This window comes from Corynebacterium lemuris (assembly GCF_024919295.1).
In the GTDB taxonomy this organism is placed as follows: Bacteria; Actinomycetota; Actinomycetes; order Mycobacteriales; family Mycobacteriaceae; genus Corynebacterium; species Corynebacterium lemuris.
Genome location: NZ_JANWTC010000001.1, coordinates 269,746 through 296,592 on the forward strand (window position 1 = coordinate 269,746; position 26,847 = coordinate 296,592).

At 68.8% G+C, this 26,847-nt stretch carries 28 protein-coding genes and 1 tRNA gene; 20 read left to right on the plus strand and 9 right to left on the minus strand.

Going from position 1 to position 26,847, the window contains the following annotated elements; all coding sequences use genetic code 11:
• Nucleotides 1-9: 9 nt before the first annotated feature.
• Nucleotides 10-1,410: a YhgE/Pip domain-containing protein gene (locus NYP18_RS01320; protein ID WP_259426326.1), complete on the plus strand. Its 1,401-nt coding sequence runs from the start codon at nucleotides 10-12 to the stop codon at nucleotides 1,408-1,410.
• An 81-nt stretch (nucleotides 1,411-1,491) separates the two neighbouring features.
• Here the strand turns inward: NYP18_RS01320 and NYP18_RS01325 are convergent.
• Together NYP18_RS01325 and NYP18_RS01330 are read right to left on the minus strand one after the other, a co-directional pair.
• Nucleotides 1,492-1,568: transfer RNA gene (locus tag NYP18_RS01325), tRNA-Pro, on the minus strand.
• 61 nt (nucleotides 1,569-1,629) lie between these two features.
• A complete protein-coding gene (locus tag NYP18_RS01330; protein WP_439648035.1) occupies nucleotides 1,630-2,559 on the minus strand; it encodes a metallophosphoesterase in 930 nt (309 codons plus the stop codon).
• Between the two features lie 35 nt (nucleotides 2,560-2,594).
• On the opposite strand from NYP18_RS01330, the gene NYP18_RS01335 reads away from it, so the two are divergent.
• Nucleotides 2,595-3,068 (plus strand): GatB/YqeY domain-containing protein, encoded by a 474-nt coding sequence (locus NYP18_RS01335; RefSeq protein ID WP_259426327.1) that lies wholly within the window; start codon nucleotides 2,595-2,597, stop codon nucleotides 3,066-3,068.
• A 7-nt stretch (nucleotides 3,069-3,075) separates the two neighbouring features.
• Here the strand turns inward: NYP18_RS01335 and NYP18_RS01340 are convergent, their stop codons facing one another.
• Nucleotides 3,076-5,448: a penicillin-binding protein gene (locus tag NYP18_RS01340; protein WP_259426328.1), complete on the minus strand. Its 2,373-nt coding sequence runs from the start codon at nucleotides 5,446-5,448 to the stop codon at nucleotides 3,076-3,078.
• Nucleotides 5,449-5,616: 168 nt separating this feature from the next.
• Here NYP18_RS01340 and NYP18_RS01345 point away from each other — a divergent pair, with 168 nt between their 5' ends.
• From NYP18_RS01345 to NYP18_RS01360, 4 genes are read left to right on the plus strand one after another with little or no spacing between them, the layout of a single operon-like run.
• Nucleotides 5,617-5,952 (plus strand): WhiB family transcriptional regulator, encoded by a 336-nt coding sequence (locus NYP18_RS01345; RefSeq protein ID WP_259426329.1) that lies wholly within the window; start codon nucleotides 5,617-5,619, stop codon nucleotides 5,950-5,952.
• A gap of 23 nt (nucleotides 5,953-5,975) precedes the next feature.
• Nucleotides 5,976-6,131: a Sp36 family protein gene (sp36, locus tag NYP18_RS01350; protein WP_259426330.1), complete on the plus strand. Its 156-nt coding sequence runs from the start codon at nucleotides 5,976-5,978 to the stop codon at nucleotides 6,129-6,131.
• Complete coding sequence (locus NYP18_RS01355) at nucleotides 6,132-6,593, plus strand: RidA family protein (protein WP_259426331.1); 462 nt, start codon at nucleotides 6,132-6,134, stop codon at nucleotides 6,591-6,593.
• 50 nt (nucleotides 6,594-6,643) lie between these two features.
• Entirely contained in the window at nucleotides 6,644-7,465 is an 822-nt protein-coding gene (locus tag NYP18_RS01360) for an MBL fold metallo-hydrolase (protein ID WP_259426332.1), read from the plus strand.
• 61 nt (nucleotides 7,466-7,526) lie between these two features.
• On the opposite strand, the gene glxR is transcribed toward NYP18_RS01360, so the two are convergent.
• Nucleotides 7,527-8,210 (minus strand): CRP-like cAMP-activated global transcriptional regulator GlxR, encoded by a 684-nt coding sequence (glxR, locus tag NYP18_RS01365; RefSeq protein ID WP_259426333.1) that lies wholly within the window; start codon nucleotides 8,208-8,210, stop codon nucleotides 7,527-7,529.
• Between the two features lie 341 nt (nucleotides 8,211-8,551).
• On the opposite strand from glxR, the gene nth reads away from it, so the two are divergent.
• The 4 genes from nth to NYP18_RS01385 are packed head-to-tail and all read left to right on the plus strand — an operon-like array spanning nucleotide 8,552 to nucleotide 11,867.
• Nucleotides 8,552-9,253, plus strand: a complete 702-nt coding sequence (gene nth / locus NYP18_RS01370) for an endonuclease III (protein WP_259426334.1) — start codon at nucleotides 8,552-8,554, stop codon at nucleotides 9,251-9,253.
• The gene (locus NYP18_RS01375) at nucleotides 9,250-9,846 is read left to right on the plus strand and encodes a TlpA family protein disulfide reductase (RefSeq protein WP_259426335.1); all 597 of its coding nucleotides are present in this window, start codon (nucleotides 9,250-9,252) and stop codon (nucleotides 9,844-9,846) included. Before nth ends, NYP18_RS01375 begins: the two co-directional genes overlap by 4 nt.
• On the plus strand, nucleotides 9,843-10,622 hold the full coding sequence (locus NYP18_RS01380) for an NUDIX hydrolase (RefSeq protein ID WP_259426336.1): 780 nt from the start codon (nucleotides 9,843-9,845) through the stop codon (nucleotides 10,620-10,622). Before NYP18_RS01375 ends, NYP18_RS01380 begins: the two co-directional genes overlap by 4 nt.
• A gap of 51 nt (nucleotides 10,623-10,673) precedes the next feature.
• Nucleotides 10,674-11,867 (plus strand): MarP family serine protease, encoded by a 1,194-nt coding sequence (locus tag NYP18_RS01385; RefSeq protein ID WP_259426337.1) that lies wholly within the window; start codon nucleotides 10,674-10,676, stop codon nucleotides 11,865-11,867.
• Here the strand turns inward: NYP18_RS01385 and NYP18_RS01390 are convergent, their stop codons facing one another.
• Nucleotides 11,868-12,836: an alpha/beta fold hydrolase gene (locus tag NYP18_RS01390; RefSeq protein ID WP_259426338.1), complete on the minus strand. Its 969-nt coding sequence runs from the start codon at nucleotides 12,834-12,836 to the stop codon at nucleotides 11,868-11,870. It lies immediately after the preceding gene.
• A gap of 101 nt (nucleotides 12,837-12,937) precedes the next feature.
• Nucleotides 12,938-13,444, minus strand: coding sequence for a phage holin family protein (locus NYP18_RS01395; protein WP_259426751.1), 507 nt, complete (start codon nucleotides 13,442-13,444; stop codon nucleotides 12,938-12,940).
• A 92-nt stretch (nucleotides 13,445-13,536) separates the two neighbouring features.
• On the opposite strand from NYP18_RS01395, the gene NYP18_RS01400 reads away from it, so the two are divergent.
• The gene (locus tag NYP18_RS01400; protein ID WP_259426339.1) at nucleotides 13,537-14,229 is read left to right on the plus strand and encodes a hypothetical protein; all 693 of its coding nucleotides are present in this window, start codon (nucleotides 13,537-13,539) and stop codon (nucleotides 14,227-14,229) included.
• A 186-nt stretch (nucleotides 14,230-14,415) separates the two neighbouring features.
• Here the strand turns inward: NYP18_RS01400 and NYP18_RS01405 are convergent, their stop codons facing one another.
• Nucleotides 14,416-15,249, minus strand: a complete 834-nt coding sequence (locus NYP18_RS01405) for an HAD family hydrolase (RefSeq protein ID WP_259426340.1) — start codon at nucleotides 15,247-15,249, stop codon at nucleotides 14,416-14,418.
• A 460-nt stretch (nucleotides 15,250-15,709) separates the two neighbouring features.
• Here NYP18_RS01405 and ssd point away from each other — a divergent pair, with 460 nt between their 5' ends.
• From ssd to NYP18_RS01440, 7 genes are read left to right on the plus strand one after another with little or no spacing between them, the layout of a single operon-like run.
• Nucleotides 15,710-16,837: a septum site-determining protein Ssd gene (gene ssd / locus NYP18_RS01410; protein WP_259426341.1), complete on the plus strand. Its 1,128-nt coding sequence runs from the start codon at nucleotides 15,710-15,712 to the stop codon at nucleotides 16,835-16,837.
• A gap of 23 nt (nucleotides 16,838-16,860) precedes the next feature.
• Nucleotides 16,861-17,982, plus strand: a complete 1,122-nt coding sequence (locus NYP18_RS01415) for a TadA family conjugal transfer-associated ATPase (RefSeq protein WP_259426752.1) — start codon at nucleotides 16,861-16,863, stop codon at nucleotides 17,980-17,982.
• A complete protein-coding gene (locus NYP18_RS01420; protein WP_259426342.1) occupies nucleotides 17,979-18,758 on the plus strand; it encodes a type II secretion system F family protein in 780 nt (259 codons plus the stop codon). The genes NYP18_RS01415 and NYP18_RS01420 overlap by 4 nt, the downstream gene beginning before the upstream one ends.
• Nucleotides 18,755-19,309, plus strand: a complete 555-nt coding sequence (locus NYP18_RS01425; protein ID WP_259426343.1) for a type II secretion system F family protein — start codon at nucleotides 18,755-18,757, stop codon at nucleotides 19,307-19,309. The genes NYP18_RS01420 and NYP18_RS01425 overlap by 4 nt, the downstream gene beginning before the upstream one ends.
• Before the next feature lie 43 nt (nucleotides 19,310-19,352).
• Nucleotides 19,353-19,541: a DUF4244 domain-containing protein gene (locus NYP18_RS01430; protein ID WP_259426344.1), complete on the plus strand. Its 189-nt coding sequence runs from the start codon at nucleotides 19,353-19,355 to the stop codon at nucleotides 19,539-19,541.
• Nucleotides 19,541-19,813 (plus strand): hypothetical protein, encoded by a 273-nt coding sequence (locus tag NYP18_RS01435; RefSeq protein ID WP_126120298.1) that lies wholly within the window; start codon nucleotides 19,541-19,543, stop codon nucleotides 19,811-19,813. Before NYP18_RS01430 ends, NYP18_RS01435 begins: the two co-directional genes overlap by 1 nt.
• A 4-nt stretch (nucleotides 19,814-19,817) precedes the next feature.
• The gene (locus tag NYP18_RS01440) at nucleotides 19,818-20,111 is read left to right on the plus strand and encodes an Rv3654c family TadE-like protein (RefSeq protein WP_259426345.1); all 294 of its coding nucleotides are present in this window, start codon (nucleotides 19,818-19,820) and stop codon (nucleotides 20,109-20,111) included.
• On the opposite strand, the gene NYP18_RS01445 is transcribed toward NYP18_RS01440, so the two are convergent.
• Entirely contained in the window at nucleotides 20,086-22,455 is a 2,370-nt protein-coding gene (locus tag NYP18_RS01445; protein WP_259426753.1) for a DEAD/DEAH box helicase, read from the minus strand. The genes NYP18_RS01440 and NYP18_RS01445 overlap by 26 nt on opposite strands.
• 265 nt (nucleotides 22,456-22,720) lie before the next feature.
• On the opposite strand from NYP18_RS01445, the gene NYP18_RS01450 reads away from it, so the two are divergent.
• Nucleotides 22,721-22,924: a cold-shock protein gene (locus NYP18_RS01450; RefSeq protein ID WP_040084711.1), complete on the plus strand. Its 204-nt coding sequence runs from the start codon at nucleotides 22,721-22,723 to the stop codon at nucleotides 22,922-22,924.
• Between the two features lie 95 nt (nucleotides 22,925-23,019).
• Here NYP18_RS01450 and NYP18_RS01455 read toward each other — a convergent pair whose 3' ends face one another.
• Nucleotides 23,020-23,661 (minus strand): DedA family protein, encoded by a 642-nt coding sequence (locus tag NYP18_RS01455; RefSeq protein ID WP_259426346.1) that lies wholly within the window; start codon nucleotides 23,659-23,661, stop codon nucleotides 23,020-23,022.
• 241 nt (nucleotides 23,662-23,902) lie between these two features.
• Between NYP18_RS01455 and topA the strand changes: the two genes are divergently transcribed.
• Complete coding sequence (gene topA / locus NYP18_RS01460) at nucleotides 23,903-26,842, plus strand: type I DNA topoisomerase (RefSeq protein WP_259426347.1); 2,940 nt, start codon at nucleotides 23,903-23,905, stop codon at nucleotides 26,840-26,842.
• Nucleotides 26,843-26,847 lie beyond the last annotated feature (5 nt).

The following is a 26,847-nucleotide window of genomic DNA, read 5'->3' on the forward strand; positions in this document are numbered from 1 at the left end:
TCAGAAGGCATGAGCCTGCCCACCACACGCACCCGCCACTGGGTCACGGCGATCCTCCTTCTGGTCCCGCTGATCGTCGGCACCGTCATCGCCGCCACCACCCATCTCGATGCCTCCCGCGCCTGGAGCAGCGCCGAGGAACCCGCCGCCGCGCCCGCCGCCGGTCTTCACCCCACTGAGCTTGTCGACGCCCGCCGTGCCGCCGGCGAGGCCGGCGCCCAGGCGGGTTTCCTCGCTGCGGGCACCGGTGAGCTCAGGGACGGGGTGGAGGAGATGCGCGAACAGGCCACCACACTGCCCGGGCAGTTCGGTGAGGCGGTCGCCGGCGCACAGCAGCTGCACCAGGGGCTCGTGGAGATCCAGGCCGGGGTGGGCCAGCTCGGTGGCGGGGCCACCGAGGTCGCCGACGGGGTGGGGCAGGCCGTGGACACCGTCATCGGCCTTGAGGCGGTGCAGGGCCAGCTCGTGACGGCGATCGACCGCACCGTCCGTGAGCTCGAGGGAACGAGGGATCCTCAGCTCGTCGAGGCCCGGCGGCAGCTGACCGATCTCCGCGGGCAGGTCCAGTCCCTGCAGCTCGGCGGGGAGATGGCCGATCAGCTGGTCGCCCTCAAGGACGGCTCCCGGCAGATCGCCGACCAGCTGAGTGTGCCCGGCCAGCCCTTCCATGACGGCATCTACTCCGCCACCCGCGGCGCCCAGGACCTGGCCTACGGCCTCAGCCAGGCCCAGGGCGGTGTCGACGAAGCCGTCGCCGGGGTGGACACCCTCGGTGAGGGCGCCCAGCGTATCGACGACATGGCCACCCGCACCCAGGACCGCATCGGCGTCGTTCAGCGTGCCCTGCCCGTCACCCAGACCACCGCTGAGGTGGCGGAATCACCTGTTGTAGCGCTGGCCCCCATGTATGCCCTGCTCATCGCCGCTCTGGTGATGCTCGGCGGGGCCTTCGCCGGGGCCACCCGCAACTGGTGGATCCTCCTCGGTGCGGTCCTGGGACTCACCGGCCTGGGGACGGTGCTGCTCTGGCTCACCGCCACCGGCCTGACCGCCGGTGTCGTCGCCTGGTCGGCCCTGGTCCTGGCGCTGGGTGTCCTGGCCGCTGCCATGGCCACCCGCGTGCTGCTCAGCGTCCTCGGTCCGGTCGCCGGCTGGATCACCGCCGCTGTCCTCGGTGCGGCGCAGATCGGTGTGGTCGGCTGGGTGTGGAAATCCCTGTCCTACACCGACGTGGCCGCCGGCTGGCAGATCCTGGCGAACCTCTCACCGCTGAGCTGGGCCACCGCGGGGCTGACCACGGTGGGCAACGCCGCCACACCGCAGGTGCTCTGGCTGGCCCTCGGTGTGCTCGGGGCGATGGCGGTGGTCGGTGTCGCGGGTGTGGCGCTGGGGAGCCGGGGCCGGCGCTGAGCGGGGCGTCGATAAGCAGGGTGGGCGCACGAGGAGAACACCCCCTGACTGAATTTCTCCAGTCAGGGGGTGTTCTGTGAATGGTCGGGATAACAGGATTTGAACCTGCGACCTCTTCGTCCCGAACGAAGCGCGCTACCAAGCTGCGCCATATCCCGGTGTACTCCGTGGTACCTGGAATACCATAGCCCACATCCCGACCTCTACCAAAACCACAGCTCAGGCTGTGGTCTCGGTGATGCGCAGCAGAGTGGCGGAGGGGCGGCAGAAGAAGCGGAACGGTACATATCTGGAGGTGCCCAGTCCGTTGGAGACGTGCATCTTCATCGGACCGAAGTCATGGAGCCCCTGGACCCGCGCCCGGTCGATGCCGCAGTTGGTCACGATCGCGCGCGAACCCGGCAGACACAGCTGGCCGCCGTGGGTGTGGCCGGAGAGGGAGAGCTGGTAGCCGTCCTCGGCGAAGCGGGACAGCACCCGTGGCTCAGGTGAGTGCAGGAGCGCGAGGGAGAGGTTGGAGTCCGGGTTCGGTGGGCCCTCGATGAGGGAGTAGTCGTCGAGGTTGTGGTGCGGGTCGTCGACACCGGCGGCTGCGATGCGCACCCCGCCAACCTGGAACTCGACGCGCTTGTGGGTGGCGTCGTGCCAGCCACGTTCGAGGAAGGCGGCGCGCATGTCGCGCCACGGCAGGTCGATGTAGGAGGGGGTGCGGCGCAGTTTGAGCAGGTAGGAGAAGGGGTTGACCAGCTGGGGGCCCCAGTAGTCGTTGGTGCCGAAAACGAAGATGCCGGGGCGGCTGAGCAGCGGGCCGAGGGCGCGGAGGACGTCGGGGACGGCACGCTCATCGGAGAGGTTGTCACCGGTGTTGACCACCAGGTCCGGGCTGAGGGAGTCCAGGGCGCTCACCCAGGCGGTCTTCGTGTCCTGCCCGGGGATCATGTGCAGATCCGAGATGTGGAGCAGGCGGAACTCCGGCTTGCCCCGCAGTGCGCCCGGCGGGAGCAGGGGCACGGTGATGTCCTTGAGTTCGAATTTGCGGAGCTCGGAGTTCCCCCAGGCCGCGAGACCTGCGGTGGCGGCCAGGGCGCCGATGCCGGTCAGGCCTGCGAGGGGGAGAATGCGCTTGGTCACCTTGGCTGTCTCGTTCACCCGGACCACCCTACCCGGCGCGTACCCTGGGGCCCATGAGTGAGCTCAAGAGCAGAATCAGGGACGATCTGAAGACCGCCATGAAGGCGCGGGAGAAGCAGCGGACGGGCACGATCCGCATGCTGCTCGCCGCGATCCAGGCGGAGGAGACCACCGGCGCGAAGCATGAGGCCACCGATGAGGACATCCTCAAGGTGATCGCCCGGGAGATCAAGAAGCGTCGCGAGTCCGCGGAGATCTACACCACCAACAACCGTCCTGAGCTGGCGGAGACGGAGCTGGCGGAGGTGGCGGTGCTCGAGGACTACCAGCCCGCCCAGCTTGACGACGCCGCGGTGGACACCCTCGTCGACGACGCGGTCGCGTCGGTCGCCGCGGAGCTCGGCGTGGTACCGGCCGAGGTCTCCATGAAGCAGATGGGGCAGGTCATGAAGGCCGCCACCGTCGCGGCTGCCGGACAGGCTGACGGTAAGCGCCTGTCGGCGGCGGTCCGGGCGAAGCTGGCCTGACCCCGTCCTAGAGGCCGAAGGCGTCGCGGAGCTGTGTGGTCAGTGAGTCGATGTCGTCCTGGGTGATCTCCGGCAGCGCCGGGCGGCTCTCCCGCGGGGAGGTGGTCGGAGCCGTGGTCCGTGGCGCGGGGCCGGTGGAGATCTCGAGGGTCACGGTGCCGCCGGGGCGCAGCATCCCCTGCGGGACGGCGCGTTCGACGCGTCCGCGCGGCTGGCTGCCGGGGGTGTTGCGGACGTTGACCTGGTAGCCGTCTCCCTCGAGTCGGCGGCGGGCATCCGCCTCGGTCAGACCGACTACCTCTGCGAGCACGGCGTGGGTGGTGCCCAGCTCATAACGCTCGTCCATGGCGGGCAGGGTGCCGCTCAGTGCGGCGGGGATGAGGTTGGCGGTCTGGAACCAGGACTGGGCGGCCTCTGAGCCGCCGAAGAGATTGCCGTTGGCACACTGGCGTACCGGGGAGGTGCACAGCGGGGTGGTGGTTGTGCCGTCGTTGTAGATGTACGGTGCGGCGGAGAAATTGCTGTTGAAGCCGAGGAAGGCCGAGGACTGGTGGGACTCGGTGGTGCCCGTCTTGGCGGAGGCCTGGCCGGACCAGCCGTTGGCCCGGGCGGCATTCGCTCCGGTACCGATGGTCAGGTCATCGGACATCCCGATGGCCAGCGCGTTGGCCACGCCCTGATCGACGGCGTTCTCACAGTCGGGTCGCTCGAGGAAAACCTCCTGGCCGCCCCGGTCCGTGACCTTTGCAATGGGGTTGGGTTCGCACCACCGGCCGCCGGAGGCGATGGTGGCGCCGACGTTGGCCAGCTCCAGCGGGTTCACCGGGGTGGGGCCCAGGGTGTAGGAACCCAGGTTGGCCTCCTTCATGTAGTCCGCGATGGAACGTTCCCCGTCGTGGGTGCCGGGCTCGGCATAGCTGCGCAGGCCCAGCTTCACGGACATGTCGACGACCGCCGGCACACCGACCTGCTCGATGAGCTGGATGAAGGTGGTGTTGGGGGAGTAGGCGAGGGTCTCCCGCAGGGTCATGCGCGACTGGTAGGCGCCGGCGTTCTCCACGCAGTAGGTGTTGGGCGGGCAGTTGGCGGCGCCGCCGGTGCCCAGGCCACGGGCCTCGTAACGGGCGGGTACGTCCAACTGGGTCTCCAGGCCCATGCCCTGGTCGATGGCGGCGGCGGCGGTGAAGATCTTGAACACGGAGCCGGCGCCGTTGCCCACCAGGGAGCTCGGCTGCGGCAGCATGGTCTGCCCCTGGTCGAGGTCGAGACCGTAGTTGCGGGAGGAGGTCATGGCGAGGATGTCGCGGGAGTCAGTGCCCGGCTCGACGACGTTGAGGACCTCGGCCACACCCGTGGCCGTGGGGTCGACATTGCGGGCGACGGCGGCGCGGGCCGCGTCCTGGACCTGCGGGTTGAGGGTGGTGGTGACGGTGTAGCCGCCTTCGCGCAGCTGGTCGCGGCTGAGCCCCTTCGAGTCGAGGTACGTCAGTGCGTAGTCGCAGAAGAAGCCGCGGTCCCCGGCGGCGATGCAGCCGTTGGGCAGGGTGGCCGGTGAGTCGAGGACTCCCAGCGGTTCCGCGGCGTAGGCGGCGGCCTCCTCGGGGCTGAGGTAGCCGTGGGTGGCCATCGCCTGCAGGACGGCGCCGCGGCGGCTGGTCACCCCCTCCTCGTTCGTGTACGGGTTGAGGAACTCCGAGGACTGCACCATGCCGGCCAGCATCGCCGCCTGCGGCACGGACAGTTCAGCGGCGCTGGTGCTGAAGTAGGTCCGGGCGGCGGCCTCGACGCCGTAGGCATGGTTGCCGAAGGGCACCAGGTTCAGGTACCCGGTGAGGATCTCGTCCTTGCTGAGGTTGCGGTCCAGGTCCGAGGCCATGCGCATCTCCCGCAGCTTGCGGGGGACGGACTGTTCGACTGCGGCGGCCTGCTCCTCCGGGGTCTCGGCCTCGATGTGCAGGAGGTAGTTCTTCACGTACTGCTGGTTGAGCGTGGAGGCGCCCTGCTCGACTCCGCCGGCCATGACATTTGTCAGCATTGCGCGGGCCGTGCCCTGGATGTCGACGCCGTCATGTTCGTAGAACCGATGGTCCTCGATGGCGACGATCGCGTCCTTCATGTGTGGTGAGATCTGGTCACCGGGCACCTCGTAACGCCGCTGGTGGAACACCCACGCCATCGGCTCACCGGTGGCGTCGGTGATGGTTGTCACGCCCGGGGTATCGCCGTAGGTGAGCTCCGAGAGGTTGGAGGCCATCGTTTCATTCGTCCGGGCGATACCCGCCCCGGAGATACCCGCGACGGGGGCGAGGGCGAGTGCGCCCGCCACACCTGCGACGACGGTGGCGGCAACCATATTGGCCAGGGATTTCCAAACAGACACGTTCTTTACCCTACGCACGTATGGGGGGAGGAGGGAACCGAATAGTTCCCCCTAAAAGTGTGACGTACTCGACTTCGTGTTAATACTGTGAATAGACTTACACGCATAAAGGCCGAGTGGCCCTGAATGTGAGTCTGGACCACCTGGACCGTTTGAAAGGAGCGAATGATGGCAACCCCACTCGCTGGCGAGACCTTCCGTTCCCCCTCTGACCAGCACCCTGTCAACTATGAGCGAGGTGAGTGGATCACCCAGGCGACGTGCCGTACGGGAGACCCCGATGCCCTCTTCGTACGTGGAGCTGAACAGCGCAAGGCTGCCGTCATCTGCCGACACTGCCCTGTGCTTACCGAGTGCCGGGCCGATGCCCTGGACAACAAGGTCGAGTTCGGTGTGTGGGGTGGCCTGACGGAGCGTCAGCGTCGTGCCCTGTTGCGCAACAACCCGCAGATCACCAACTGGGCCGCCTACCTGTCCTCCGGTGGGGAACTGAACGGCATGTGAGTGCCCCCGGTACGGTGGACGTCATGACCACTTGGGAATACGCCACCGTTCCGCTGCTCACACACGCCACCAAGCAGATCCTCGACTCCTGGGGCGAGGACGGCTGGGAGCTCGTCTCCGTCATGCCGGGCCCGAACCCGGAGAACGTCGTCGCCTACATGAAGCGGGAGAAGAACTAGATGTCGACCGTTTCTGAGCGGCTCGACGAGCTGGGGGTCACCCTGCCCGCTGTCGCTGCCCCCGTCGCGGCCTATGTGCCTGCCGTCCGGACCGGCAACCAGGTCTGGACCTCCGGACAGTTGCCCTTCATCGACGGTGCCCTGGGCACCACCGGCAAGGTCGGCGCCGAGGTCACCGCCGAAGAGGCGGCCGACCTGGCCCGCACCGCCGCCCTCAACGCCCTGGCTGCGGTGGATGCGCTCGTGGGTGCGGACAAGATCACCCGTGTCCTCAAGATCGTGGGCTTCGTCGCCTCCGCCGAAGGCTTCACCGGCCAGCCGACGGTGGTCAACGGGGCCTCCAACCTCATGGGTGAGATCTTCGGTGAGGCGGGCGCACATGCCCGTTCCGCCGTGGGTGTCGCGGAGCTTCCGCTGGCCGCCCCGGTGGAGATTGAGCTCATCGTCGAGGTCGCCGACTAACCTGCTTCCCCGGTTCGGCAGGCCGGGAAAACCGGGCTAAGCTGATGCCCATGGAGCATCCTGCTTACAGCCAGCGTCGCCCGGTGACGCCTTCCGTGTCGGTGATCCTGTGCGCCAACCCGGGCTATGCCGCACTGGAGGGCACCAACTCCTGGCTCATCCGTGCTGAGGGGGACACCCGCAGCATCGTGATTGATCCGGGGCCGGAGGACGAGGGCCACCTCAACGTCATCCGGGCGAATGCGGGGGAGGTCGCGCTCGTGCTGCTGACCCACCGCCACCCTGACCATGCCGACGGCGCGCCGCGCCTGCGCCAGCTCACCGGCGCACCGGTCCGTGCCTTCGCCCGCACCGCCTCCTCCGATGATGTCGAACCTCTCGCCGACGGCGATGTGATCTCCGTCGACGGTGTCACCCCGCAGATCGAGGTCGTGCACACCCCGGGTCATACCGCCGACTCGGTGTGCTTCTTCATCTGGTCCGGTGTCCCCGGGGAGTCCACCCTGGAGGGCATCATCACCGGTGACACCATCGCGGGCCGGCACACCACCATGATCTCCGAGACCGACGGCGACCTCGGGCAGTACCTGGGCACCCTGGAACTGCTGGAGCGCCGGGGTCGGGACATTCCGCTGCTGCCGGGTCACGGTCCGGACGGCAGGGACGTCTCGGCCTTCGCCCGGAAGTACCTGGACCGCCGTCATCTCCGCCTCGAGCAGATCCGGGACATCCGTGCCCGGCAGGGGGAGGACGTGGAGCTGAAGACGTTGATCGACGAGATGTATGACAACGTGGATCCGGTGCTGCGTCACGCCGCGGAGCAGTCCACCCGCGTTGCCCTGCGCTACCTTGACGGTGTGAAGACCGTCTGACCTGCAGAAGAACAGAACCCGACGCCCTGCGCAGGGCGTCGGGTTCTGTTCTGTTCCGGGGTCAGCGGGCGCGCTTGGCCAGCGACTCCGTGTCCACGATGAGCACGGACTTGCCCTCCAGGCGGATCCAGCCGCGGTGGGCGAAGGTGGCCAGGGCCTTGTTCACGGTCTCGCGGGAGGCGCCGACGAGCTGGGCGATCTCCTCCTGGGTGAGGTCATGGTTGACGCGCAGGGCGCCACCCTCCTGGGCGCCGAAGCGGTTGGCCAGCTGGAGGAGGGTCTTGGCCACGCGGCCGGGGACATCGGTGAAGATGAGGTCGGCCAGGGAGGCGTTGGTGCGGCGCAGGCGGCGGGCGAGGACGCGCAGGAGCTGCTGGGCGATCTCCGGGTGGTCCGAGACCCACTGCTTGAGCATGTCCGAGTTCATGGTCGCGGCCTGGACCTCGGTGACACACACGGCGGAGGAGGTGCGCGGACCCGGGTCGAAGATGGACAGCTCACCGAACATGTCGGAGGGGCCCATGACGGTCAGGAGGTTCTCCCGGCCGTCGGAGGCGTGGCGGGCCAGTTTCACCTTGCCTGCGGTGATGATGTAGAGGCGGTCGCCGGGTTCGCCCTCCTCAAAGATGGTTGTTCCACGGGGGTACCGGGCCGTTTCCATGTCCTGGGTCAGGTTGGCCACGGCCACGGGGTCCACCCCCTGGAAGATTCCGGCGCGGGACAGGATCTCCTGTACACCTTCCACTTATCGCTCCTCAGTCATAATCGACGTTCGTTGACAGGGCGCCGGGGGAAAACCTCGGTGGTATAGGCTGCAGCCCGCGGATCGGGCCCATCTGTGACGTCCGGCGCAATGTATTCGCCACCACCTTACCGTGGAATTGGTCACTGGTAGGTATCGGAGGGAAATTTGTCACATCCCACTGATTATAATACGCGGTACCTAATGCGGTGATTTATCATCGGTCTGCAACACGACGGACTCCAGTTTCTCCATCAGCAGAGCGAACAGCGCCAGGACCAACGGGGCGGCGACGACGAGAACGGCGATCATGGGTGCCCATCGTAATGGCTAAGCTGTGCCTTATGTCGGTCACGTCCTCACATTCCCATCCCGCCGCCCGCGGCACCGAGACTGACCTGGGCCGCACGCGGCGGGCCCGCCGTATCAACCGTGTTCTGGCCCAGATCCATCCGGATGCACACTGCGAACTCGACCACCGCAACCCGCTGGAACTGACGGTCGCCACGGTCCTGTCCGCCCAGACGACGGACGTCCGGGTCAACCAGGTCACCCCGGAACTGTTCCGCCGTTATCCCACGGCCGCGGCCTATGCCGCCGCGGAACCCGCGGAGCTGGAGGAGATCCTCCGACCCCTGGGTTTCTTCCGTGCCAAGACGAAGAGCCTCATCGGGCTGGGCGAGGCACTGGTCGCGCGTTTCGACGGCCAGGTGCCCACCGCCCTCGAGGACCTGGTCAGCCTGCCCGGTGTGGGGCGCAAGACCGCGCTCGTCGTCCGTGGAAACGCCTTCGGGCTGCCGGGTCTGGCGGTGGACACCCACGTCACCCGCCTGGCGGGTCGGCTGATGCTCACGGAGGCCACCGACCCCCTGAAAATCGAACAGGCCCTGTGCGCCCGGATCGAGAAGAAGGAGTGGACGATGTTCTCCCACCGGCTCATCTTCCACGGCCGCCGGGTGTGCCACGCCCGCCGCCCCGACTGCATGTCCTGCGGTATCGCCCGGGACTGCCCCTCCTACGACCCCACCTCCAGAGCGCGAGCATGAACCGGCAGCACACCTGGACCATCATCATCGGCATCCTCCTCACCGTCGGGGTCTTCGCCGCGGCCGCCACGATGCTGCGTACCGTCAACGGACCTGCCCAGGACCCGCAGGCGGTGGGCACGGCGGGGAATGCGGGGGATGAGGGGGCGTCGCAAAGCAATGTCCCGCCACGCCCGGACTGCCCGGCCACCGGCGCGGGCGGGGTGGCGCTGGACTGCCTCGGCGGCCAGACCGGTGAGGGGGCGGGGGAGGGTATCACCGTGGTCAACGTGTGGGCCTGGTGGTGCGGACCCTGCCGCGATGAACTGCCCTTCTTCGACGAGTTCGCCGCCACCCACCCCGAATACACCGTTGTCGGCGTCCACGCTGACGCGAACCCCGGCAACGGCGCGGCGATGCTCGGGGAGCTGGGCATCAGCCTGCCCAGCTACCAGGATGACGACAATCTTTTCGCCGGTACCCTGGGATTACCCGGCGTCATCCCCCTGACGCTGGTGTTCGACGGCACCGAGCAGCTCGCCATGTACCCGAGGACGTTCCAGTCGGTCCAGGAGCTGAGCGAGGCCGTCGCTGATGCAGTGGAGGACACTTGAGGAATGATTTCGGGATCGACCACCCCGGCAGCAACACCGAACTGAATCCGGAGCAGGCCCCGCGCTGGCTGCGGCAGCTCGTCTCCGAGGTGTCGGACGCCCGCGCACACCCTGATGTCCGGCGCGTCGACGCCTGCATGACCAACCGGGAGGGGCCGGACCGTTCCGCAGCTGTCCTCATGCTCTTCTCCGGTGCCGACCACCTGCAGGCCTATCCGCCGGAGGACGCCGCTGTCCTGCTGACCCACCGCTCGCCGGCGATGCGCTCCCACTCCGGGCAGATCGCCTTCCCGGGCGGCCGGGTCGACCCCACCGACCTCAACCCGGTCGATGCCGCGCTGCGGGAGGCATGGGAGGAGACCGGTCTGGACCGTACCACCGTCACCCCGGTTGCGGAGATGGAGCCGGTCCACATCCGGGCCTCCGGTTACCCGGTGCACCCGGTGCTCGGTCACTGGCACAGCCCCGGTGAGGTCGGGATCGCCAGCCCCGCGGAGGTCGCGGATGTCTTCCCCGCCTACCTCTCCGACCTGGTCGACCCCCGCAACCGCCTCATGGTGGGTTGGTCGGGATGGAAGGGACCCGCGTTCACCATCAACGACTACCTCGTGTGGGGTTTCACCGCCGGCCTGCTCTCCGCGCTGCTGGACCAGGGCGGCTGGTCGCGCCCCTGGGACCGGGAGACCACTCTTGACCTGCAGGAGACGCTGGCGAAATCCCGCAACAACGAACCGCGCTATTCCGATCCGGGCAACCGGGTAAGATTTCTCCGGTAAACGCCGGAGCACCCGTCCCCGGCACGTCCACCCGACAGGAATCTGAACTTCGTGACCCCCGCGCTCATCGTCGACGGCCTCATCGTCCTGGCGGTTTTCCTCGCGATCACCGTCGGCTGGCGCCAGGGGGCGTTCACCTCCGTGCTCTCCACGGTGGGGGTGGTCGCCGGGCTGATCATCGGTGCCGCGCTCGCCCCGCCGGTCATGCAGCTGACGGATTCCGTCGCGCTGCGTTTCCTGCTGGTCCTGGGCACGATCATCATGCTCGTCGGCCTGGGCAACCTCATCGGCGGGATCCTGGGGGCCTCGGTCCGGGACCGGATGCGGATGCGGGCCTCCCAGACCATTGATTCGGCCATCGGTGCGGTGTTCACCGCCGCGGCGACCCTCATCGTCGTCTGGTTGATCTCCATTCCCCTGGCCACGGGGTTGACCGGTCCCGCCAGCCAGGGCCTGCGCAATTCGGAGGTCCTCGGCTTCGTCGACCGCAACACCCCGCCGGGCCTGGATCAGCTGCCCGCCCGCATCACCGTGCTTCTCGACGATTCCGGCCTCCCACCTTTGTTCTCCCCGTTCAACGAGCCACCCGCCCGGGAGGTCGCCGCCCCCAACATCCAGGTCGAGGACCAGGCACTGGTGGAGCAGCTGCGGCCCGCGGTCGTCCACATCCAGGGCGATTCCGATGAGTGCCGGCGCCGCCTCATGGGCTCGGGCTTCGTCACCGCCCCCGACTACGTGGTCACCAACGCGCATGTCGTCGCGGGCACCCAGACCGTCCGCCTGGACACGATCCTGGGGGTCCACGAGGCCACTGTCGTCTACTACAACCCCGGGGTGGACCTGGCTGTTCTCCACGCCCCTGAACTGGGCCTTCCTGCCCTCCAGTGGGCGGAGGCCCCCGCCGCCACAGGCGACGACGCCATCGTCATGGGCTTCCCCGAGTCCGGCCCCTTCGAGGCCGCCCCCGCCCGCATCCGGGACAAACTGCTCATCGCCGGCCCGGACATCTACGCCTCCGGGCGGGTGGAACGGGAGGCCTACACCGTCCGCGGCACCATCCGGCAGGGCAATTCCGGTGGCCCGCTCGTGGACGCTGAGGGCAGGGTCCTCGGTGTGGTCTTCGGCGCCAGCGTCGACCAGACCGACACCGGTTACGCCGTCACCGCCGCCGAGGCGCAGCGCCAGATCGGGGATGTCACCGCCCTGGTCGACCCCGTGGACACCCAGGGTTGCGTGGCCAGCTGATCAACGGGGCCGCCCGGCGCGGGCCGGGGCGGGGTGGCGCTCCACGAAATCAGTGATGACGTCGACGAAACCTGCCGGGTTCTCCAGGTGGGGGAGGTTGCGCGTACCGGGCACGTGGGAGATCTCCACCACGGCGTCGACCCGGTCGCGGGAACGCTGTGCCAGTTGCCGCCAGTCCCGCTGCGGTGGCTGCACGAGCAGCGTGGGGGCCGTGACCTTCGCGTGCAACCAGCGGGCGGAGACCGTGGCGGTGAGCATCCGGTTGGTGCGCAGGATCGCCTGCTGGGCATTGCTGATCTGGGCTGACCGCAGGCGCAGCTGGAGCGTCGGCGCGAAGGCGGGGGAACGGGAGAAATCCGCGGTGGTGTTCAGCTGGAGCTGGCGCCGGTAGGCGGCTGCCACCAGACCCGGCACCAGGTGGAACAGGGGCAGGGGCAGCCGGGAGAGGAGCGCACGGGTGCCCAGCCAGGGGTAGTTCCAGGGGCGGGCGGCGATCGCGCGGCGCAGGTCCACCGGGTGGGCGGAACTGACGGAGACCAGGCTGGCGACCAGCTCGGGGTATTTCGTCGCCAGCGCCCATGCGACGGTGCCGCCGGTGTCGGAGCCGATGACCACGGCGGAGTCATAGCCCAGGGAACGGATGACTCCGGCGATGTCCCCGGCGGCGGTGCGCAGGTCGCCACCGGCGGTGGCCGGGGGCTTGTCGCTCAGGCCGTAGCCGCGGGCGTCGACGGCCACCACGTGGAAACCCCGGGCAGCCAGTGGTGCGATCACCTCCCGGAAATCGAACCAGCCGGAGAAGGCGCCGTGCAGCAGCACCACCAGGGGATCTCCTGGATCACCCGCCACGGCCGCATGGAGCCGCACACCACGGGTGTGGACGAGCTCATGGGTGAAGGGGCCGTCCAACTCCACCACGGAGGGCGACAGAGCGAACCGGCGGCGCTTGGGGCGGTGGCGCTTCAACACGTCGGGGCAGGTCCTTTCGGCGGGACAGGTGCGGCGGGGCGAAGAAAAAGCCGCCCGTCCGCTGCCGGAGACAGGAGCGGAGGGCGGGGGAGGGGGCGGGGTCAGCTGTACAGGCCGCGGTCGCGGCCCTCCAGCTTCTTCGTCGCCTGACCCGGGACGAGTTTCTTCAGTTCGGTGACCGACTCGATCGTCTGCTTCGGGGCCCCGATCTTCTTCACCTTGCGCCAGCCGAACAGGGCGAGCACCGCTGCGAGGAGGACCATCACCAGGAAGACGATGAGGAAGGCGGCCCACGGCTCCAGCCATACGCTCAGCAGTGCGGCGACGAAGAAAAAGAAGAAGAAGGAGGAGTACAGGGCGATGACGCCTGCGACGCCGAAGAGACCGCCACCGATGGCGCCCTTCCTGGCCTCCCCGGCGAGTTCCGTCTTGGCCAGCTCGAGCTCGGCGCGGAACAGGCTGGACATCTGGGAGGTGGCGTTGGAGACCAGGTCGCCGATGGAGCCTTCACCCGGACGGGTGGTGTCGACGTCGCTGAGCGGGATAGAGCTGACGCGCGGAGTGAAGTCCTTTGGTCCGTCGGTGAAAAGTCCGTTTGTGCTCACGATGTGCCTTCCTGCAGCGGTGTCATGCCTTAGTTGTCCATGGTGCCACGGATTCACAATGAATGCGGGTCCCTTGCAGCGCTATCGTAGTGGATATGTCTGCGGTTGACCCTCTCCAACCCCTCCTCCAGCTCGGCGATGTGGCGGCACTCGCGGCGGAGGCCGTGTCGGCGATCGCGGCGGTGCACCGGCGCCCCGTCTCCCTGCGCAGGGCTGACGTCACAGGATCGGAATCCGTGTTGCGTGGTGCGCGTACCTCCGCGTTGATCGAGGACCCCTCGGCCCGTGACCTGGCTGAGCCGGTGGGGGTGCTGGGGGCGTCGATAAGCGTCTCCAGCATGCTCGCACCCGATTCCCTGCAGGCCTCGGCGCGGGTGTTCTCCCGGGCGCCGCTGCAGGTGCTCTCCCGCATGTCTGTGCTCGCCGGAGGGGGCGGACGTCCGGAGGGGGCACCCGAGCGGCTGCAGCAGCTGGCCCTGCTGATCAGCCAGGGCGCCCATGACGTGCTGCTGCCCCAGGTCGTGCACGCGGAGCTGCTCGCCCATGAACCCTTCGGGGAACGCTCCGGACTCATCGCCCGTGCGGCAGCCCGGCTGTCGGCGGTGACCTCCGGGCTGGACCCGCGCGGTCTGGCGGTGCCGGAGCCTTATCTCCTGCGCCACCGGGATGACTACCTCGCCGCCGCAGCAGCATGGCGGCAGGGCAGCGCGGTGGAGTTCCTCGAACTGTCGCTGCGTTCCTGGGCCGCCGGCGCAGAAGAGGCGGAGGCCATCGCCCGGGCGCTGTGAGGCGGTGTGTCGTAGGGCTTCGGAAAACATCACATAACGCGTCACCCTCAGTGCCGCGTCGGATGGTGCGGGTGCGGGGACATGCGGGCACCTGTATTTTCCTGGCCAAGCTCCACCTGGGCTTATAAAAATGCGCCTACGTACTGCGTGGCATTTTCCGGAGCGCTCCTTTTCCGGCCCGGTGTCCTAGGCTGAGCCGCGGCGGCCGCGTGCCCACCAGATGCTGCCGGCGGCAGCCGCGGTGACGACGGCAACGACACTCGCGCCGATGCTCACCTCGCGCGGGGAGGGCATCTGGAACAGCGGCACCGGGTGGCGGAAGGAGCGGATCTCCCAGCCCCTCTCCAGGGCGGTCTTCTTCATGGCGCGGTCGGGGTTGACTGCGACGGGGTTGCCCACCATCTCCAGCATGGGGATGTCGGTGGCGGAATCGGAGTAGGCGTAGCTGAGCGCGAGATCGTAGTCGTGTTCCCTCGCGAGGTCTGTGATGGCCGCTGCCTTCGCCGCGCCCTTGCAGTAGAAGAGGATCTCGCCGGTGAAATGGCCGTCGGCGACCTCGAGTTCCGTGGCCACCACCTGGTTGATGCCCAGTTCCTCGGCGATGAGGCCCACCAGGTGGGAGGCGGAGGCCGAGATGATGATGACGTCGTGGCCGGCGTTGCGGTGGAAGGCGATGAGCTCGCGGGCCTCCGCGTAGATGGCGGGGGTGACCACGTTGTGCATGGTCTCTGAGGCGATCTCGCGGACCTGTTCCACGGACCAGCCGGCGACCATTGAGGCGAGCTGGTCGCGGGTGGTGTCCATCTGTTCGCTCGACTGGCCGGCGATCATGTAGGTGGCTTTGGCCAGGGACATCTGCAGTGCCTCGGAGGTGGTGATCAGGCCGTTGTGCATGAACTCGCGGCCGAAGGCGAAGGCGGATGAGGTGGCGATGATGGTCTTGTCCAGGTCGAAGAAGGCCGCCACGCGCGGGGGTGTTGGCGTGGTGGCCTGCTGATTGGGGGTGGGCCCGGATGTCATGAGGACAGAGTGTAGACCTCCAACCTGTGAAACGTAAGGGTTGGATGTGGCTGAAGTTTCCTGAGGGACGGGCGGGGCTGCAGTGTGGAGGCTTCTGGACATGAGATTCTTTCTCGAATGATTATTCGAGAAAACTCCGCCACCGGTATTGTCTTGCCGCGCAAGGTGTGCCATAATTTCTCTTGCAAGGCCCCGACATACAGTGTGGCCTGCCCCGGCAATCCCCCCCGATGCCGGGTTACGACGGCCCGCGCACACCCCCCCCCGAGGCGCGGGCCGTCCCTTATTTTCCGCCCCTTCCGGCGGTACCCGTATTGTCACCGGGCCCCGTCGCGGACGCCACCGCTGCGCCGGTTTTCTCCACAGGCCTGTGCTGAGACGTCAACAATCCGGGCGGTTGTCCACAGCCGGAGCCCACTGAGCCTTGTGGCCGGGACCTGTAGCGGGCGACTGTGGGGACATGAGCAGCACATACATCCTCGTCGCCGTCGGGGACCCCGTCATCCACCCTGAGGCCACGCATATCGCCGCCGCCACCGGCCACGGGGTCATCGACACCATCGACCCCCGTGAGATCACCCGCCTCCTGCCCCGCGCCCACGCCCTGCTTGCCGACGCCGACACGGCCGGCCACGTGGCCACCCTCGACCGGCGGCCCGGCATTTATTTCCTCGCTGCCGACCCCGGGCCTGCCGACTGGCGCGCCGCGCTGACCTGCCACGCGGAGAACGCCTACGTGCTGCCGGCCCAGGCCGCCGAGCTGCTCACCGCCCTGGGCCATGCCCGGGCCCCGCAGCCCGGGCAGGAGACCCACCCCACCGCAGGCCGCACGGCGCTGGCCAGGGCCAGGCATGCAGCCCCTGCGGCAGGGCAGGCCGGCGGGACGCTCATCGCCGTCTGCGGGGCGGTCGGCGGGGCGGGCACCTCCACGCTGGCCGCGGCACTCGCCCGCACCGTGGCCCGCCACCACCCGGTCACCCTCATCGACGCCGACGGGCACTCTGGCGGCCTTGATCTACTGCTCGGCCTGGAGGACACCCCCGGAGCCCGGTGGCCGGACCTGCGGCTGGGGGAGGGCACCGTCGCAGGTACCGATCTCCGGGCGGCACTGCCCACCACCCCCGACGGAATCGCGGTGCTCTCCGCAGCGCGGAGCACCCTCGCGGATCCGTTCCGCCTCAGGCCGGAGCACATGCGCCCCGTGCTGGAGGCTCTGGATGGTTCGCCGGGCATCACCGTCGTCGACCTACCCGCCCACGGCCCCGTGACGGAGACCGTCACCGGCACCTGCGACCGGCTCGCCCTGCTCATCCCCGCCGAGGTCCGTGCCGCCGCGGCCGCGGCAGGCCTGGTCACCGACCTTGCCCGCGGCCGCACAGCCACCATCGGCATCGCCCGGCACCGGGGCTGGTCCGGCCTGACCGCCGATGACCTGTCACGGATCACCCGCTGTCAGATCATCGGGGAACTCGGCCAGCTCTCCCGTCTGCCCCGGACGGTGGAACTCGGCGGCCTGCCCGACCGCCTGCCCGGACCACTGGGGGCCACCACCCGGTTGATTGCGGAGGATGCGGGGGTGGCACTGTGAATCTCCCCACTGGCCCCGCCCTCATGGAACGCGTGCAGCGCCGCCTGGTCGACACCCCCGGCGCCACCGGGAACGCCGCCGAACTCGCCCGCCTCATCCGTGAGGAAGCCGGGGTCATCTCCGATGTCGACGTCCTCGACCTGCTGCGCCGCCTGCGCCACGACTCCACCGGCATCGGCCTGCTCGAGACCGTCCTGGCGCTGGAGGGCGTCACCGACATCGTGGTCAACGGCCCGGACCAGGTGTGGTTCGACCGGGGTGGTGGCCTGGAACGCGCGGAGGTCACCTTCGCCGACGACGCGGAGGTCCGTCAACTCGCCACCCGGCTGGCCACCGCCTGCGGCAGCCGGCTCGATGACGCCCAGCCCTTCGCCGACGGGCGGCTGAGCCGCGACGACGGTTCCATCATCCGGATCCACGCCCTGCTCGCCCCGCCCTCGGCCGGGCACACCTGTCTGAGCCTGCGGGTCCTGCGCCAGGCCACCACCACCCTGGAACAGCTGGTCACCTGGGACACGGTCAGCGCAGAAATTGCCGAACTGCTGCGGGGCGTGGTCCGCCACCGCCGTGCCTTCCTCGTCGTGGGCGGCACCGGCACGGGCAAAACCACCCTGCTCGCCGCGCTGCTGGCGGAGGTCGACCACCGGGAGCGGATCCTGTGCATCGAGGACACCGCCGAGCTCCAGCCCCGCCACCCGCACGTGGTCAACCTGGTCTCCCGCTCCCGCAATATCGAGGGCAGCGGCGAGATCACCATGTCCGACCTGCTCCGGCAGGCACTTCGGATGCGCCCCGACCGCATCGTCGTCGGCGAGATCCGGGGCGCGGAGGTCGTCGACCTTCTCGCTGCGCTCAACACCGGACACGAGGGCGGTGCCGGCACCATCCACGCCAACTCGCTCGGGGAGGTCCCCGCCCGCATGGAGGCACTCGCCGCACTCGGGGGGCTGGAGCGGCAGGCACTGCACTCGCAGCTGGCGGCTGCGGTCGACGTGGTCATCGTCATGCGCCGGGCCGGTGATGGCCGCCGCATCGTCCACCAGCTCGGCCTGCTCAGCGGCAACCCCGCGACAGCCCATCCCGTGTGGGACAGCGGGCACGGCCCGCTCCCGGGTTTCGACGAGTTCCGGCAGGCCCTGTCATGACCGCCCTCCTCCTGCTCGCCGGACACCTGCTCCTGCCCGCCCCGGCCCCGGCCACCCGGCTGTCCGCCCGCCTGCGCAACCGCACCCGCCTGCGCTCCCTGCTGCCCCTCGCCCTGGGGGCCTGCGCCACCATCCTTCTCCTGCCCGGCAGCTTCAGTGTCGCGGCCGCCGTCGTGCTCATCGCCGGCACCTCCGGGTGGACCGTCCACGACATGCGCACCCGCCGCCGCGCCCACCACCGGGAAACCGTCACTGCCGGATTCCTCGGCCACCTCGCCGGGGAACTGCGTGCCGGTGGTGCCGTATCCACGGCGGTGGAGCACTCCACCGCGAACCTCCCGGAAGACACCCCGCCCGAGCTGCGCGGCATTCTCCAGCAGGTGTGCGCCCACCTCCGCCGCGGAGTCCCCGGCGCCCACGTACTCACCGACAATGCCACCACCCCGGAGCTGGCGGGGCTGGGGACCCTGTGGTCCCTGGCTGAACGGTACGGCCTGCCACTCGCCCCGCTGGTGGAGCAGGCGCAGTTGCGTATCGACACCCGCCTGCGTCACCGCACCGCCACCGCCGCCACCCTCCAGGGCCCGCAGGCCACCGCCGTGATCCTCAGTCTCCTGCCGCTGGCAGGCATCGCCATGGGCACCGCCATGGGTGCCGACCCCCTCGGACTCCTCCTCGGCGGCGGGCTGGGTGGACTTCTCCTGGTGGCCGGCACCGGGCTGGCCGCGACCGGCTTCGTCTGGTCCCGGTACATCATCCAGAGGGCGGCCCCGTGACCCTCATCCTCCTCGCCCTCGTGCTGCTCCTGCCGGTTCCCCGCGCCGCCGGACGGTTGGACCACCGCAGCCCGAAAACCCCGCGTGACGGACCACCCACCCGGTCCGGGCCCGACCGCCTGTCACTCGCCGCCGACATCGACCTCTACGCCGCCTGCCTGCGCGCCGGGCTCACCCCCGCCGCGGCAACCACGGCACTGGCAGATGCCGGCCACGACCCCGCCACCCGCGGGGCCTGGCGGTCCGTCTCCGCCCTGCTCGCGATCGGCGTGCCCGCCGGGCGCGCCTGGGCGGAAGTCACCGACCTGCCCGGACTGGGGGAACTCGCCGGGCTGGCCCGCATGTCGGGACGTTCCGGCTCCGCCATGTCGGAGGCCTGCGGGCGTATCAGCGAAAGCCTGCGTGCTGACGCCGCCGACCAGGCCACCGCCCGCGCCGAACGCGCCGGGGTGCTCATCGCCCTGCCGCTGACGGTCTGTTTCCTGCCCGCCTTCCTCGTGCTCGGCCTGGCCCCCGTGGTCATCGGCCTGGGCTCCCAACTGCTCACCTGAACCAATGCCCCAGAACAGAACCAACCACACAAGGAGAAAGAACATGACCTTCCACAAGCACACAAAAGACCTTCTGAACAGCGATGACGGCATGTCCACCATCGAATACGCCATGGGCTCACTTGCCGCAGCAGCCCTCGCGGCGGTGCTCTACGCCGTCATCAACACCGGAGCTGTCGTCGACGCAATTGAATCGATCATCACCGACGCCCTGTCCAACACCCCGATCTGATGTCCACCATCGAGGCCGCGGTCGGCCTGGGCAGTCTCATCGCCGTCTGCGGGTTCATCGTCGGGGCGATCGCCACGATGGCGGCACACCTCAACGCGGTCGAGGCTGCCGGGGCCGCCGCCCGGGCACACGCCATCGGGGTGGATTACCAGCCCACCCGAGGTGAGGTGACCGTCACCGAATCCGGTGGCCTGGCCACCGCCACCGCGCGGGTGCCCGCCCCGCTGGGGGAGCGCAACCACAGCGCGGTCTTCCCGGTGGAGGTGCCCTGACACCGTGCCCACCATCGCCACCGCCGGTTTCGCCGCCGCCCTCATCAGTCTCGGGCTGGCGGTCATCGGGGCCGCAGCACAGGTCAGCGCCCACCAGCAGGCGCGTGTGGCGGCTGACCTGGCCGCGGTGGCCGCCGCTCATGCCCACGCCCGGGGTGAGGACACCTGCGCCGTGGCCGGGCAGGTCGCGGGCCACAACGGGGCCGCCCTGAGCGGATGCGTGGTCACGGGTGCCGATGTCACCGTCACCGCACGCATCCGCAGAAGGGAGGTCAGCTCGACGGCGGGCCCGGTGTAGCCCCCGTCATCGACACCAGCGCACCCAACAGCTTCAGGGCGCCGGCCTTGTCCAGCGGGTGGTTGCCGTTGCCGCACTTCGGGGACTGGACGCATGACGGGCAACCGGACTCGCAGCCGCAGGAACGCACCGCCTCGAAGGTCGCTTCGATCCACGCCGGGAAACGCGCGAAACCCTCGTCAGCGAAACCCGCCCCGCCGGGGTTGCCGTCGTAGACGAAGACCGTCGGTAACTGCGTGTCCGGGTGCAGTGCGGTGGACACCCCGCCGATGTCCCAGCGGTCGCACGTGGCGATCAACGGCAGCAACCCGATTGCCGCATGCTCAGCGGCGTGCAGAGCACCCGGGATCTCAGCCGCCGTGATCCCCATCGCCGCCAGGGCGAGCGGATCAACGGTGTAGGCGATTGCCCGGGTGCGCAGACGCTGCTCCGGCATCGCCAGCGGAACGACATCCGCGGTGGTGCCGTCAGCGAGTTTGATCAGGTATCCGGTCACCCGGTCGGTGACCTCCACCTCCACGTTGGCCACCCACAGACCAGGGGAGAAGTTGATCAGCTCATCCTCCCCCGGGCCTCCCAGGATCCGGATGTCGGTCTCCGAACGGGCGACCGTGGTGTAGTCCGGCAGTTCGGGGCGGGCGCGGGCGACATGGTCATCGAAGTCGAGCTCCTCGATGAGGAAGCTCTCACCCTGGTGCAGGTACACCGCGCCGGGATGGACCTGGGCTGCGGCGCGCGCCGCATCGACGGTGCCGAGCAGGCGGCCGTCGGAGACGTCGACGATCAGGACCTCCTCCCCGGAGCCACCCCGCAGGTTCACTGCAGCGTGGGCGTTCTCGGGGGTGAGGGGGGCGTCGATGAGCGGGGTGGGGAACCAGCCGCGTGGGCGCTTCCGGAGCAGCCCCGCGGCGGTGAGTTCCCCGACGACCTCCCCCGCGCCGAGGGCAGCCACGTCCGCCTCGCTCAGCGGCTTCTCGACGGCCGCACAGTAGACGTGTCCGCGCAGCACATAGGGGTTGCTCGGGTTGAACACGGAGCGCTCCACCGGCCGGCCGAGCAGCGCCTGGGGGTGGTGGATGAGATAGGTGTCCATCGGTTCGTCACGGGCCACCAGCACGACGATCGAACCCTGGCCGCGTCTGCCGGCGCGGCCGGCCTGCTGCCAGAAGCTGGCCACTGTCCCGGGGAAACCGGCGGTGACCACGGCGTCGAGGCCGCCGACGTCGATGCCCAGCTCAAGGGCGTTGGTGGTGGCCACGCCCAGCAGGGTGCCGTCGTCGAGTTCGCGTTCCAGCCGGCGGCGGTCCTCGGCCAGATAACCGGCGCGGTAGGCGGCGATGCGGCGGGCGAAGTCCGTACGCCCCATCGTCGACAGCGTCTCCTGGGTGCGCAGGGCCACCACCTCGGCGGAACGGCGGGAGCGCACGAAGGTCAGGGTGCGTGCGCCCTCGGCGACGAGGGTGGCCATGATGCCGGCGGCTTCAGTGGTGGCGGCGCGGCGGACGGGTGCGCCCTGTTCGCCCTCCACGCCCTCGAGGAAACCCGGTTCCCAGAGCAGGACGGTCCGGGCGCCGGTGGGGGCACCGTCTTCGGTGATGGCCTGCACGGGGCGGCCGGTGAGATTGGCGGCGTGGGCAGCCGGATCGTGCGCGGTGGCCGAAGCCAGGATCACCGTCGGATCCGCCCCGTAGTGGGCGGCCAGCCGCAGCAGCCGGCGCAGCACCAGGGCGACGTTCGCGCCGAAGACCCCGCGGTAGGTGTGGCACTCGTCGATGACGATGAAACGCAGGTGCCGCAGCAGGCGGGCCCAGCGGGCGTGGTGGGCGAGGACGGAGACGTGCAGCATGTCGGGATTGGTGAACACGAACCTCGTCGTGTCGCGGATACCGGTGCGTGCCTCGGTGGGGGTGTCCCCGTCGTAGGGGGCGGGATAGATGGTGTCCAGCCCCTCGACCGCGCGGGTGAGGGCGGTGACGGCGGCCAACTGGTCCGAGCCCAGGGCCTTGGTCGGGGTCAGGTAGAGGGCGCAGGCGGTGGGGTCGGTGGCCAGGTGGCTGAGGATGGGCAGCAGGTAGCCCAGGGATTTGCCGGAGCTGGTGCCGGTGGCCACCACTACGTCCGTGCCCGCGTGCGCGAGGGTGGCGGTCTCGGCCTGGTGGCTGTAGAGCGCGGTGATCCCCGAGTCCGTGAGGTGTGTCCGCAGGTGCGGGTGGACCCATTCGGGCCAGGGTGCGGTCCGGGCGGTACGGGCCGGGATGACGGTGGAGTACGTGCAGGTGGAGGCGGGGAAGCGGCGGGTGATCTCCGCGGCGAGCTCCGCACCCAGCGGATTTGGACTAGTCAGGAGGATCACCCCTTTCCGTGGGAGAGGTCTCAAAAAATCTGCCCGGAAATGCCGTAAGACTATCGCGCCCGTTTAATTCGTGACACACTGGGTCCTGGTCGCAGTTCTGTGCGTTACGTTTACGTGCTCGCAAGGATATTTGCGCGAGCACCCGAATCATCGCTCCATACCGGGGGTGGTGGTTACTCGGGGGTTCGATACGACCCGGTTGTCGGCAGGTGTCGACACCGTACCCACCTCCACGTCAAGAAATAGGTAAGAAAACATGGCACAGGGAACTGTGAAGTGGTTCAACGCTGAGAAGGGCTTTGGTTTCATTGCCCCGGCCGACGGTTCGGCCGACGTCTTCGTTCACTACTCTGAGATCCAGGGCTCCGGCTTCCGCACCCTCGAAGAGAACCAGCAGGTTGAGTTCGAGATCGGTGAGGGCGCCAAGGGCCCGCAGGCTCAGGCTGTTCGTCCGCTCTAAGCCTCACTGACCTTCAAGGAAGCTTCTGGTCCTCCTGTAGGGCCGGTTAAGGTTTTCTCGCATGACCGTCCACCCGTGTACGCGGGGCAGGACGGTCATTGTTGTTTCCGGGGTTGGTCCCGGGCCGGCCCACCGGCCTGCCTCCGTCGGTCCAGCAGGTCCTGCACCCGCTGGACCAGCAGGCCTGCGGCGGTGCCCAGCGTGATGCCCATGGCCATGCCCACGAGCGGGTAGTCGGAGAAGATCCAGCCGCCGAGGTAGCCGATGAGGACGGCCTGCAGGGCCCAGATGACCACGCCGATTGTGTCGTAGAGGAAGAACCAGCGCCAGGGGTAGCGCACGGAACCGAGCATGATCGTCATGAACCACCGGGCCCAGGGGATGAAGCGGGCCACGATGATGGTGGTGGCGGCGTTGCGGCGGATGTTCCCCCGCACCCAGGCCACGGCCCGCCCCCGGGCGGAGTCCTCGGGGACGCTCTCCACGAAACGGATCAGCCGGGTACCCAGGAGATAACAGATGTTGTCGCCGACGACCGCACCGACGACCGCGATCTGGATGACGGTGAGCAGGTCCGGCACGCCCCGGGAACCGGACCATGATCCGGCGAGGGTGAGCACGGCCTCGCTGGGAATCAGTGGCAGCAGCGAGTCGAGGACCACCAGCCCTGCCAGCACGGGGTAGAAGACCGGCAGGGTCAGCAGCGTCTCCACCCACGTCACGATCTGCCCGGTCATTGGCGCCAGAGTAGTGTGCGGGGACGATCGGCGGCAGGGAGATCACTGTGAATTCCGGGTGAGTTGCCCGACCACAGGAGGGCCATTAAATACTGTGTAACGTATTGCCCAGTACCGGGTCTGGGCTAAAGTCACCCGGAAAGGACGGGTTCGCCCGCCAGACATGCAGCCGGCGGACACGCCGTGGCACCAGTTAGATGAGAGGGAAGATCCCCCAGTGGCAGAAGCGAAGGGATCAGGGATGAAGACCCTGGTCATTGTGGAGTCGTCGACCAAGGCGAAGAAGATCCAGCCTTATCTGGGTGACGACTACATTGTCGAGGCCTCGGTCGGACACATCCGTGACCTTCCCCGCGGTGCCGCCGATGTACCGGTGAAGTACAAGAAGGAACCCTGGGCGCGGCTGGGGGTGGACACGGAGCACGGATTCGCCCCGCTCTACGTGGTCAGCCCCGACAAGAAGAAGAAGGTCGCTGACCTCAAGGCCAAACTGAAGCTCTGCGACGAGCTGCTGCTGGCCACGGACCCCGACCGTGAGGGCGAGGCCATCGCCTGGCACCTGCTCGAGGTGCTCAAGCCGACGGTGCCGGTGCGCCGCATGGTGTTCAACGAGATCACCAAGCCCGCCATCCTCGCGGCCGCGGAGAACACCCGTGAGCTGGACGTCAACCTCGTCGACGCCCAGGAGACCCGCCGCATCCTCGATCGTCTCTACGGTTACGAGGTGTCGCCGGTGCTGTGGAAGAAGGTCATGCCGCGCCTGTCGGCCGGCCGTGTCCAGTCGGTGGCCACCCGCGTCATCGTCGAGCGGGAACGCGAGCGCATGGCCTTCGTCTCCGCCGAGTACTGGGACCTGTCCGCTGAGCTGGACACCGGCAACGAGACACCGGACCCGGAGAACCCGCGTACCTTCCAGGCGAAGCTGGCCACGATCAACGGCCAGCGGGTCGCCCAGGGGCGTGACTTTGATGACCGGGGCCGCCTCAAGGGGGAGGCGGTGGTCGTCGGCAAGCAGCAGGCCGAGGCACTGGCCGAGGCCCTGCAGGGTGTGGACATGCAGGTCTCCGGTGTGGAGGAGAAGCCCTACACCCGCCGCCCCTACGCGCCGTTCATGACCTCGACCCTCCAGCAGGAGGCGGGCCGGAAGCTGCACTACACCTCGGACCGCACGATGCGTATCGCGCAGCGCCTGTACGAGAACGGCCACATCACCTATATGCGTACGGACTCGATCTCGCTGTCGGAGCAGGGCATCCAGGCCTCCCGCCAACAGGCGAAGGAACTCTACGGTGACGCCTTCGTCGCCGATTCCCCGCGCCGCTACGAGCGCAAGTCGAAGAACTCGCAGGAGGCGCACGAGGCGATCCGTCCCGCCGGCGAACGCTTCGCGACCCCCGGGGAGCTGCACAGCCAGCTCGATGCCGAGGAGTTCAAGCTCTATGAGCTGATCTGGCAGCGCACCGTCGCCTCCCAGATGTCGGACGCGAAGGGCACCTCCATGAAGGTGACCATCGCGGGCCAGGCACGCACCGGCGAGCAGACCGAGTTCTCCGCCACCGGCCGCACCATCACCTTCCCGGGTTTCCTGCGCGCCTACGTCGAGACCACGAAGCTTGACGACGGCCGCGACGTCGCCGACAACGCCGAGAAACGCCTGCCCAACCTCGCCGAGGGTGACGCCCTCACCGCCGCGGGGATCAGCGCCGACGGCCACGCCACCAACCCGCCCGCCCGCTACACCGAGGCCAGCCTGGTCAAGAAGATGGAGGAGCTGGGCATCGGCCGCCCCTCGACCTACGCGTCGATCATCAAGACCATCCAGGACCGCGGCTACGTCGTCCCGCGCGGCAACGCGCTCGTACCCAGCTGGGTCGCCTTCGCCGTGGTCGGCCTGCTGGAGAACCACTTCGGCCCCCTCGTCGACTACGACTTCACCTCCTCCATGGAGGACGAGCTGGACAACATCGCCGCAGGGGAGGAGGACCGCACCGAGTGGCTCACGGGCTTCTACTTCGGTGACGCCGAGGCCGATGACAGCACCGCGGAGTCCATCGCCCGCCACGGTGGGCTGAAGAGCCTGGTGGGCACCAACCTTGAGCACATCGACGCCCGTTCGGTGAACTCCCTGCACCTGTTCGACGATGAGGCCGGCCGCCCGGTCAATGTCCGCGTCGGCCGCTACGGCCCCTACATCGAGCGGAAGGTCGGCGAGACCGCCGAGGGGGAGCCGGAGTACCAGCGCGCCAACCTGCCTGAGTCCACCACCCCGGACGAGCTCAACCTGGAGCTTGCCGAGAAGCTCTTCGCCACCCCGCAGGGTGGCCGCGAGCTGGGGGTGAACCCGGCCAACGGCCGCATGATCGTGGCGAAGGAGGGCCGCTACGGTCCTTATGTCACCGAGGTCGTGCGTGACGATGAGCGCGCCACCGCTGAGGCCGCGGCCGAGGAGGTCGTGGCGAAGGAGCGGGCCGAGGAGGACGCCCAGCGCGCCGCCGACGGCAAGCGTGCGAAGAACTGGGACACCAAGACCGCTGCCGCCCAGAAGGAGAAGCGGATCAACGCCCTGGTGGAGGAGAATCTCAAGCCGGGCACCGCCTCCCTGTTCAAGTCGATGGAGCCGGCGTCGGTCACCCTGGAGCAGGCGCTGCAGCTGCTCAGCCTGCCCCGCGAGGTGGGTGTGGACCCGGTTGACAACGAGGTCATCACCGCCCAGAACGGCCGCTACGGCCCCTACCTGAAGAAGGGGTCGGATTCGCGTTCGCTGGCGGATGAGGACCAGATCTTCCAGATCACCCTCGACGAGGCGCGCCGCATCTACGCCGAGCCCAAGCGCCGGGGCCGCACCGCGGCCGCACCGCCGCTGAAGGTCCTCGGCGACAACGACGTCTCCGGCAAGCCGATGACCGTCAAGGACGGCCGTTTCGGCCCCTATGTCACTGACGGCACCACCAACGCCTCGCTGCGCAAGGGCGACAGCCCGGAGACGATCACCGACGCCCGCGCCAACGAGCTGCTCTCCGAGCGCCGTGCCAAGGAGGCGGCTGACGGTAAGGCCCCGGCGAAGAAGACGACCAAGAAGACCACGAAGACCACGAAGAAGACGACGGCCAGGAAGACCACCCGCAAGGCACCTTCTCCGGGCACCACGCGTGTGATCAAGGCAGGCAACCGGAAGCAGTGACCCGT

Coding starts and splice junctions, on each gene's coding strand:
- NYP18_RS01335 (WP_259426327.1), top strand. CDS start 2,595: ATGAGTGAGCTCAAGAGCAGAATCAGGGACGATCTGAAGACCGCCATG.
- sp36 (WP_259426330.1), top strand. CDS start 5,976: ATGACCACTTGGGAATACGCCACCGTTCCGCTGCTCACACACGCCACC.
- ssd (WP_259426341.1), top strand. CDS start 15,710: ATGAGCAGCACATACATCCTCGTCGCCGTCGGGGACCCCGTCATCCAC.
- NYP18_RS01420 (WP_259426342.1), top strand. CDS start 17,979: ATGACCGCCCTCCTCCTGCTCGCCGGACACCTGCTCCTGCCCGCCCCG.
- NYP18_RS01375 (WP_259426335.1), top strand. CDS start 9,250: ATGAACCGGCAGCACACCTGGACCATCATCATCGGCATCCTCCTCACC.
- nth (WP_259426334.1), top strand. CDS start 8,552: ATGTCGGTCACGTCCTCACATTCCCATCCCGCCGCCCGCGGCACCGAG.
- NYP18_RS01435 (WP_126120298.1), top strand. CDS start 19,541: ATGTCCACCATCGAGGCCGCGGTCGGCCTGGGCAGTCTCATCGCCGTC.
- NYP18_RS01360 (WP_259426332.1), top strand. CDS start 6,644: ATGGAGCATCCTGCTTACAGCCAGCGTCGCCCGGTGACGCCTTCCGTG.
- NYP18_RS01405 (WP_259426340.1), bottom strand. CDS start 15,249: ATGACATCCGGGCCCACCCCCAATCAGCAGGCCACCACGCCAACACCC.
- NYP18_RS01430 (WP_259426344.1), top strand. CDS start 19,353: ATGACCTTCCACAAGCACACAAAAGACCTTCTGAACAGCGATGACGGC.
- NYP18_RS01320 (WP_259426326.1), top strand. CDS start 10: ATGAGCCTGCCCACCACACGCACCCGCCACTGGGTCACGGCGATCCTC.
- NYP18_RS01455 (WP_259426346.1), bottom strand. CDS start 23,661: ATGACCGGGCAGATCGTGACGTGGGTGGAGACGCTGCTGACCCTGCCG.
- NYP18_RS01415 (WP_259426752.1), top strand. CDS start 16,861: ATGGAACGCGTGCAGCGCCGCCTGGTCGACACCCCCGGCGCCACCGGG.
- NYP18_RS01345 (WP_259426329.1), top strand. CDS start 5,617: ATGGCAACCCCACTCGCTGGCGAGACCTTCCGTTCCCCCTCTGACCAG.
- NYP18_RS01450 (WP_040084711.1), top strand. CDS start 22,721: ATGGCACAGGGAACTGTGAAGTGGTTCAACGCTGAGAAGGGCTTTGGT.
- NYP18_RS01355 (WP_259426331.1), top strand. CDS start 6,132: ATGTCGACCGTTTCTGAGCGGCTCGACGAGCTGGGGGTCACCCTGCCC.
- NYP18_RS01400 (WP_259426339.1), top strand. CDS start 13,537: ATGTCTGCGGTTGACCCTCTCCAACCCCTCCTCCAGCTCGGCGATGTG.
- topA (WP_259426347.1), top strand. CDS start 23,903: ATGAAGACCCTGGTCATTGTGGAGTCGTCGACCAAGGCGAAGAAGATC.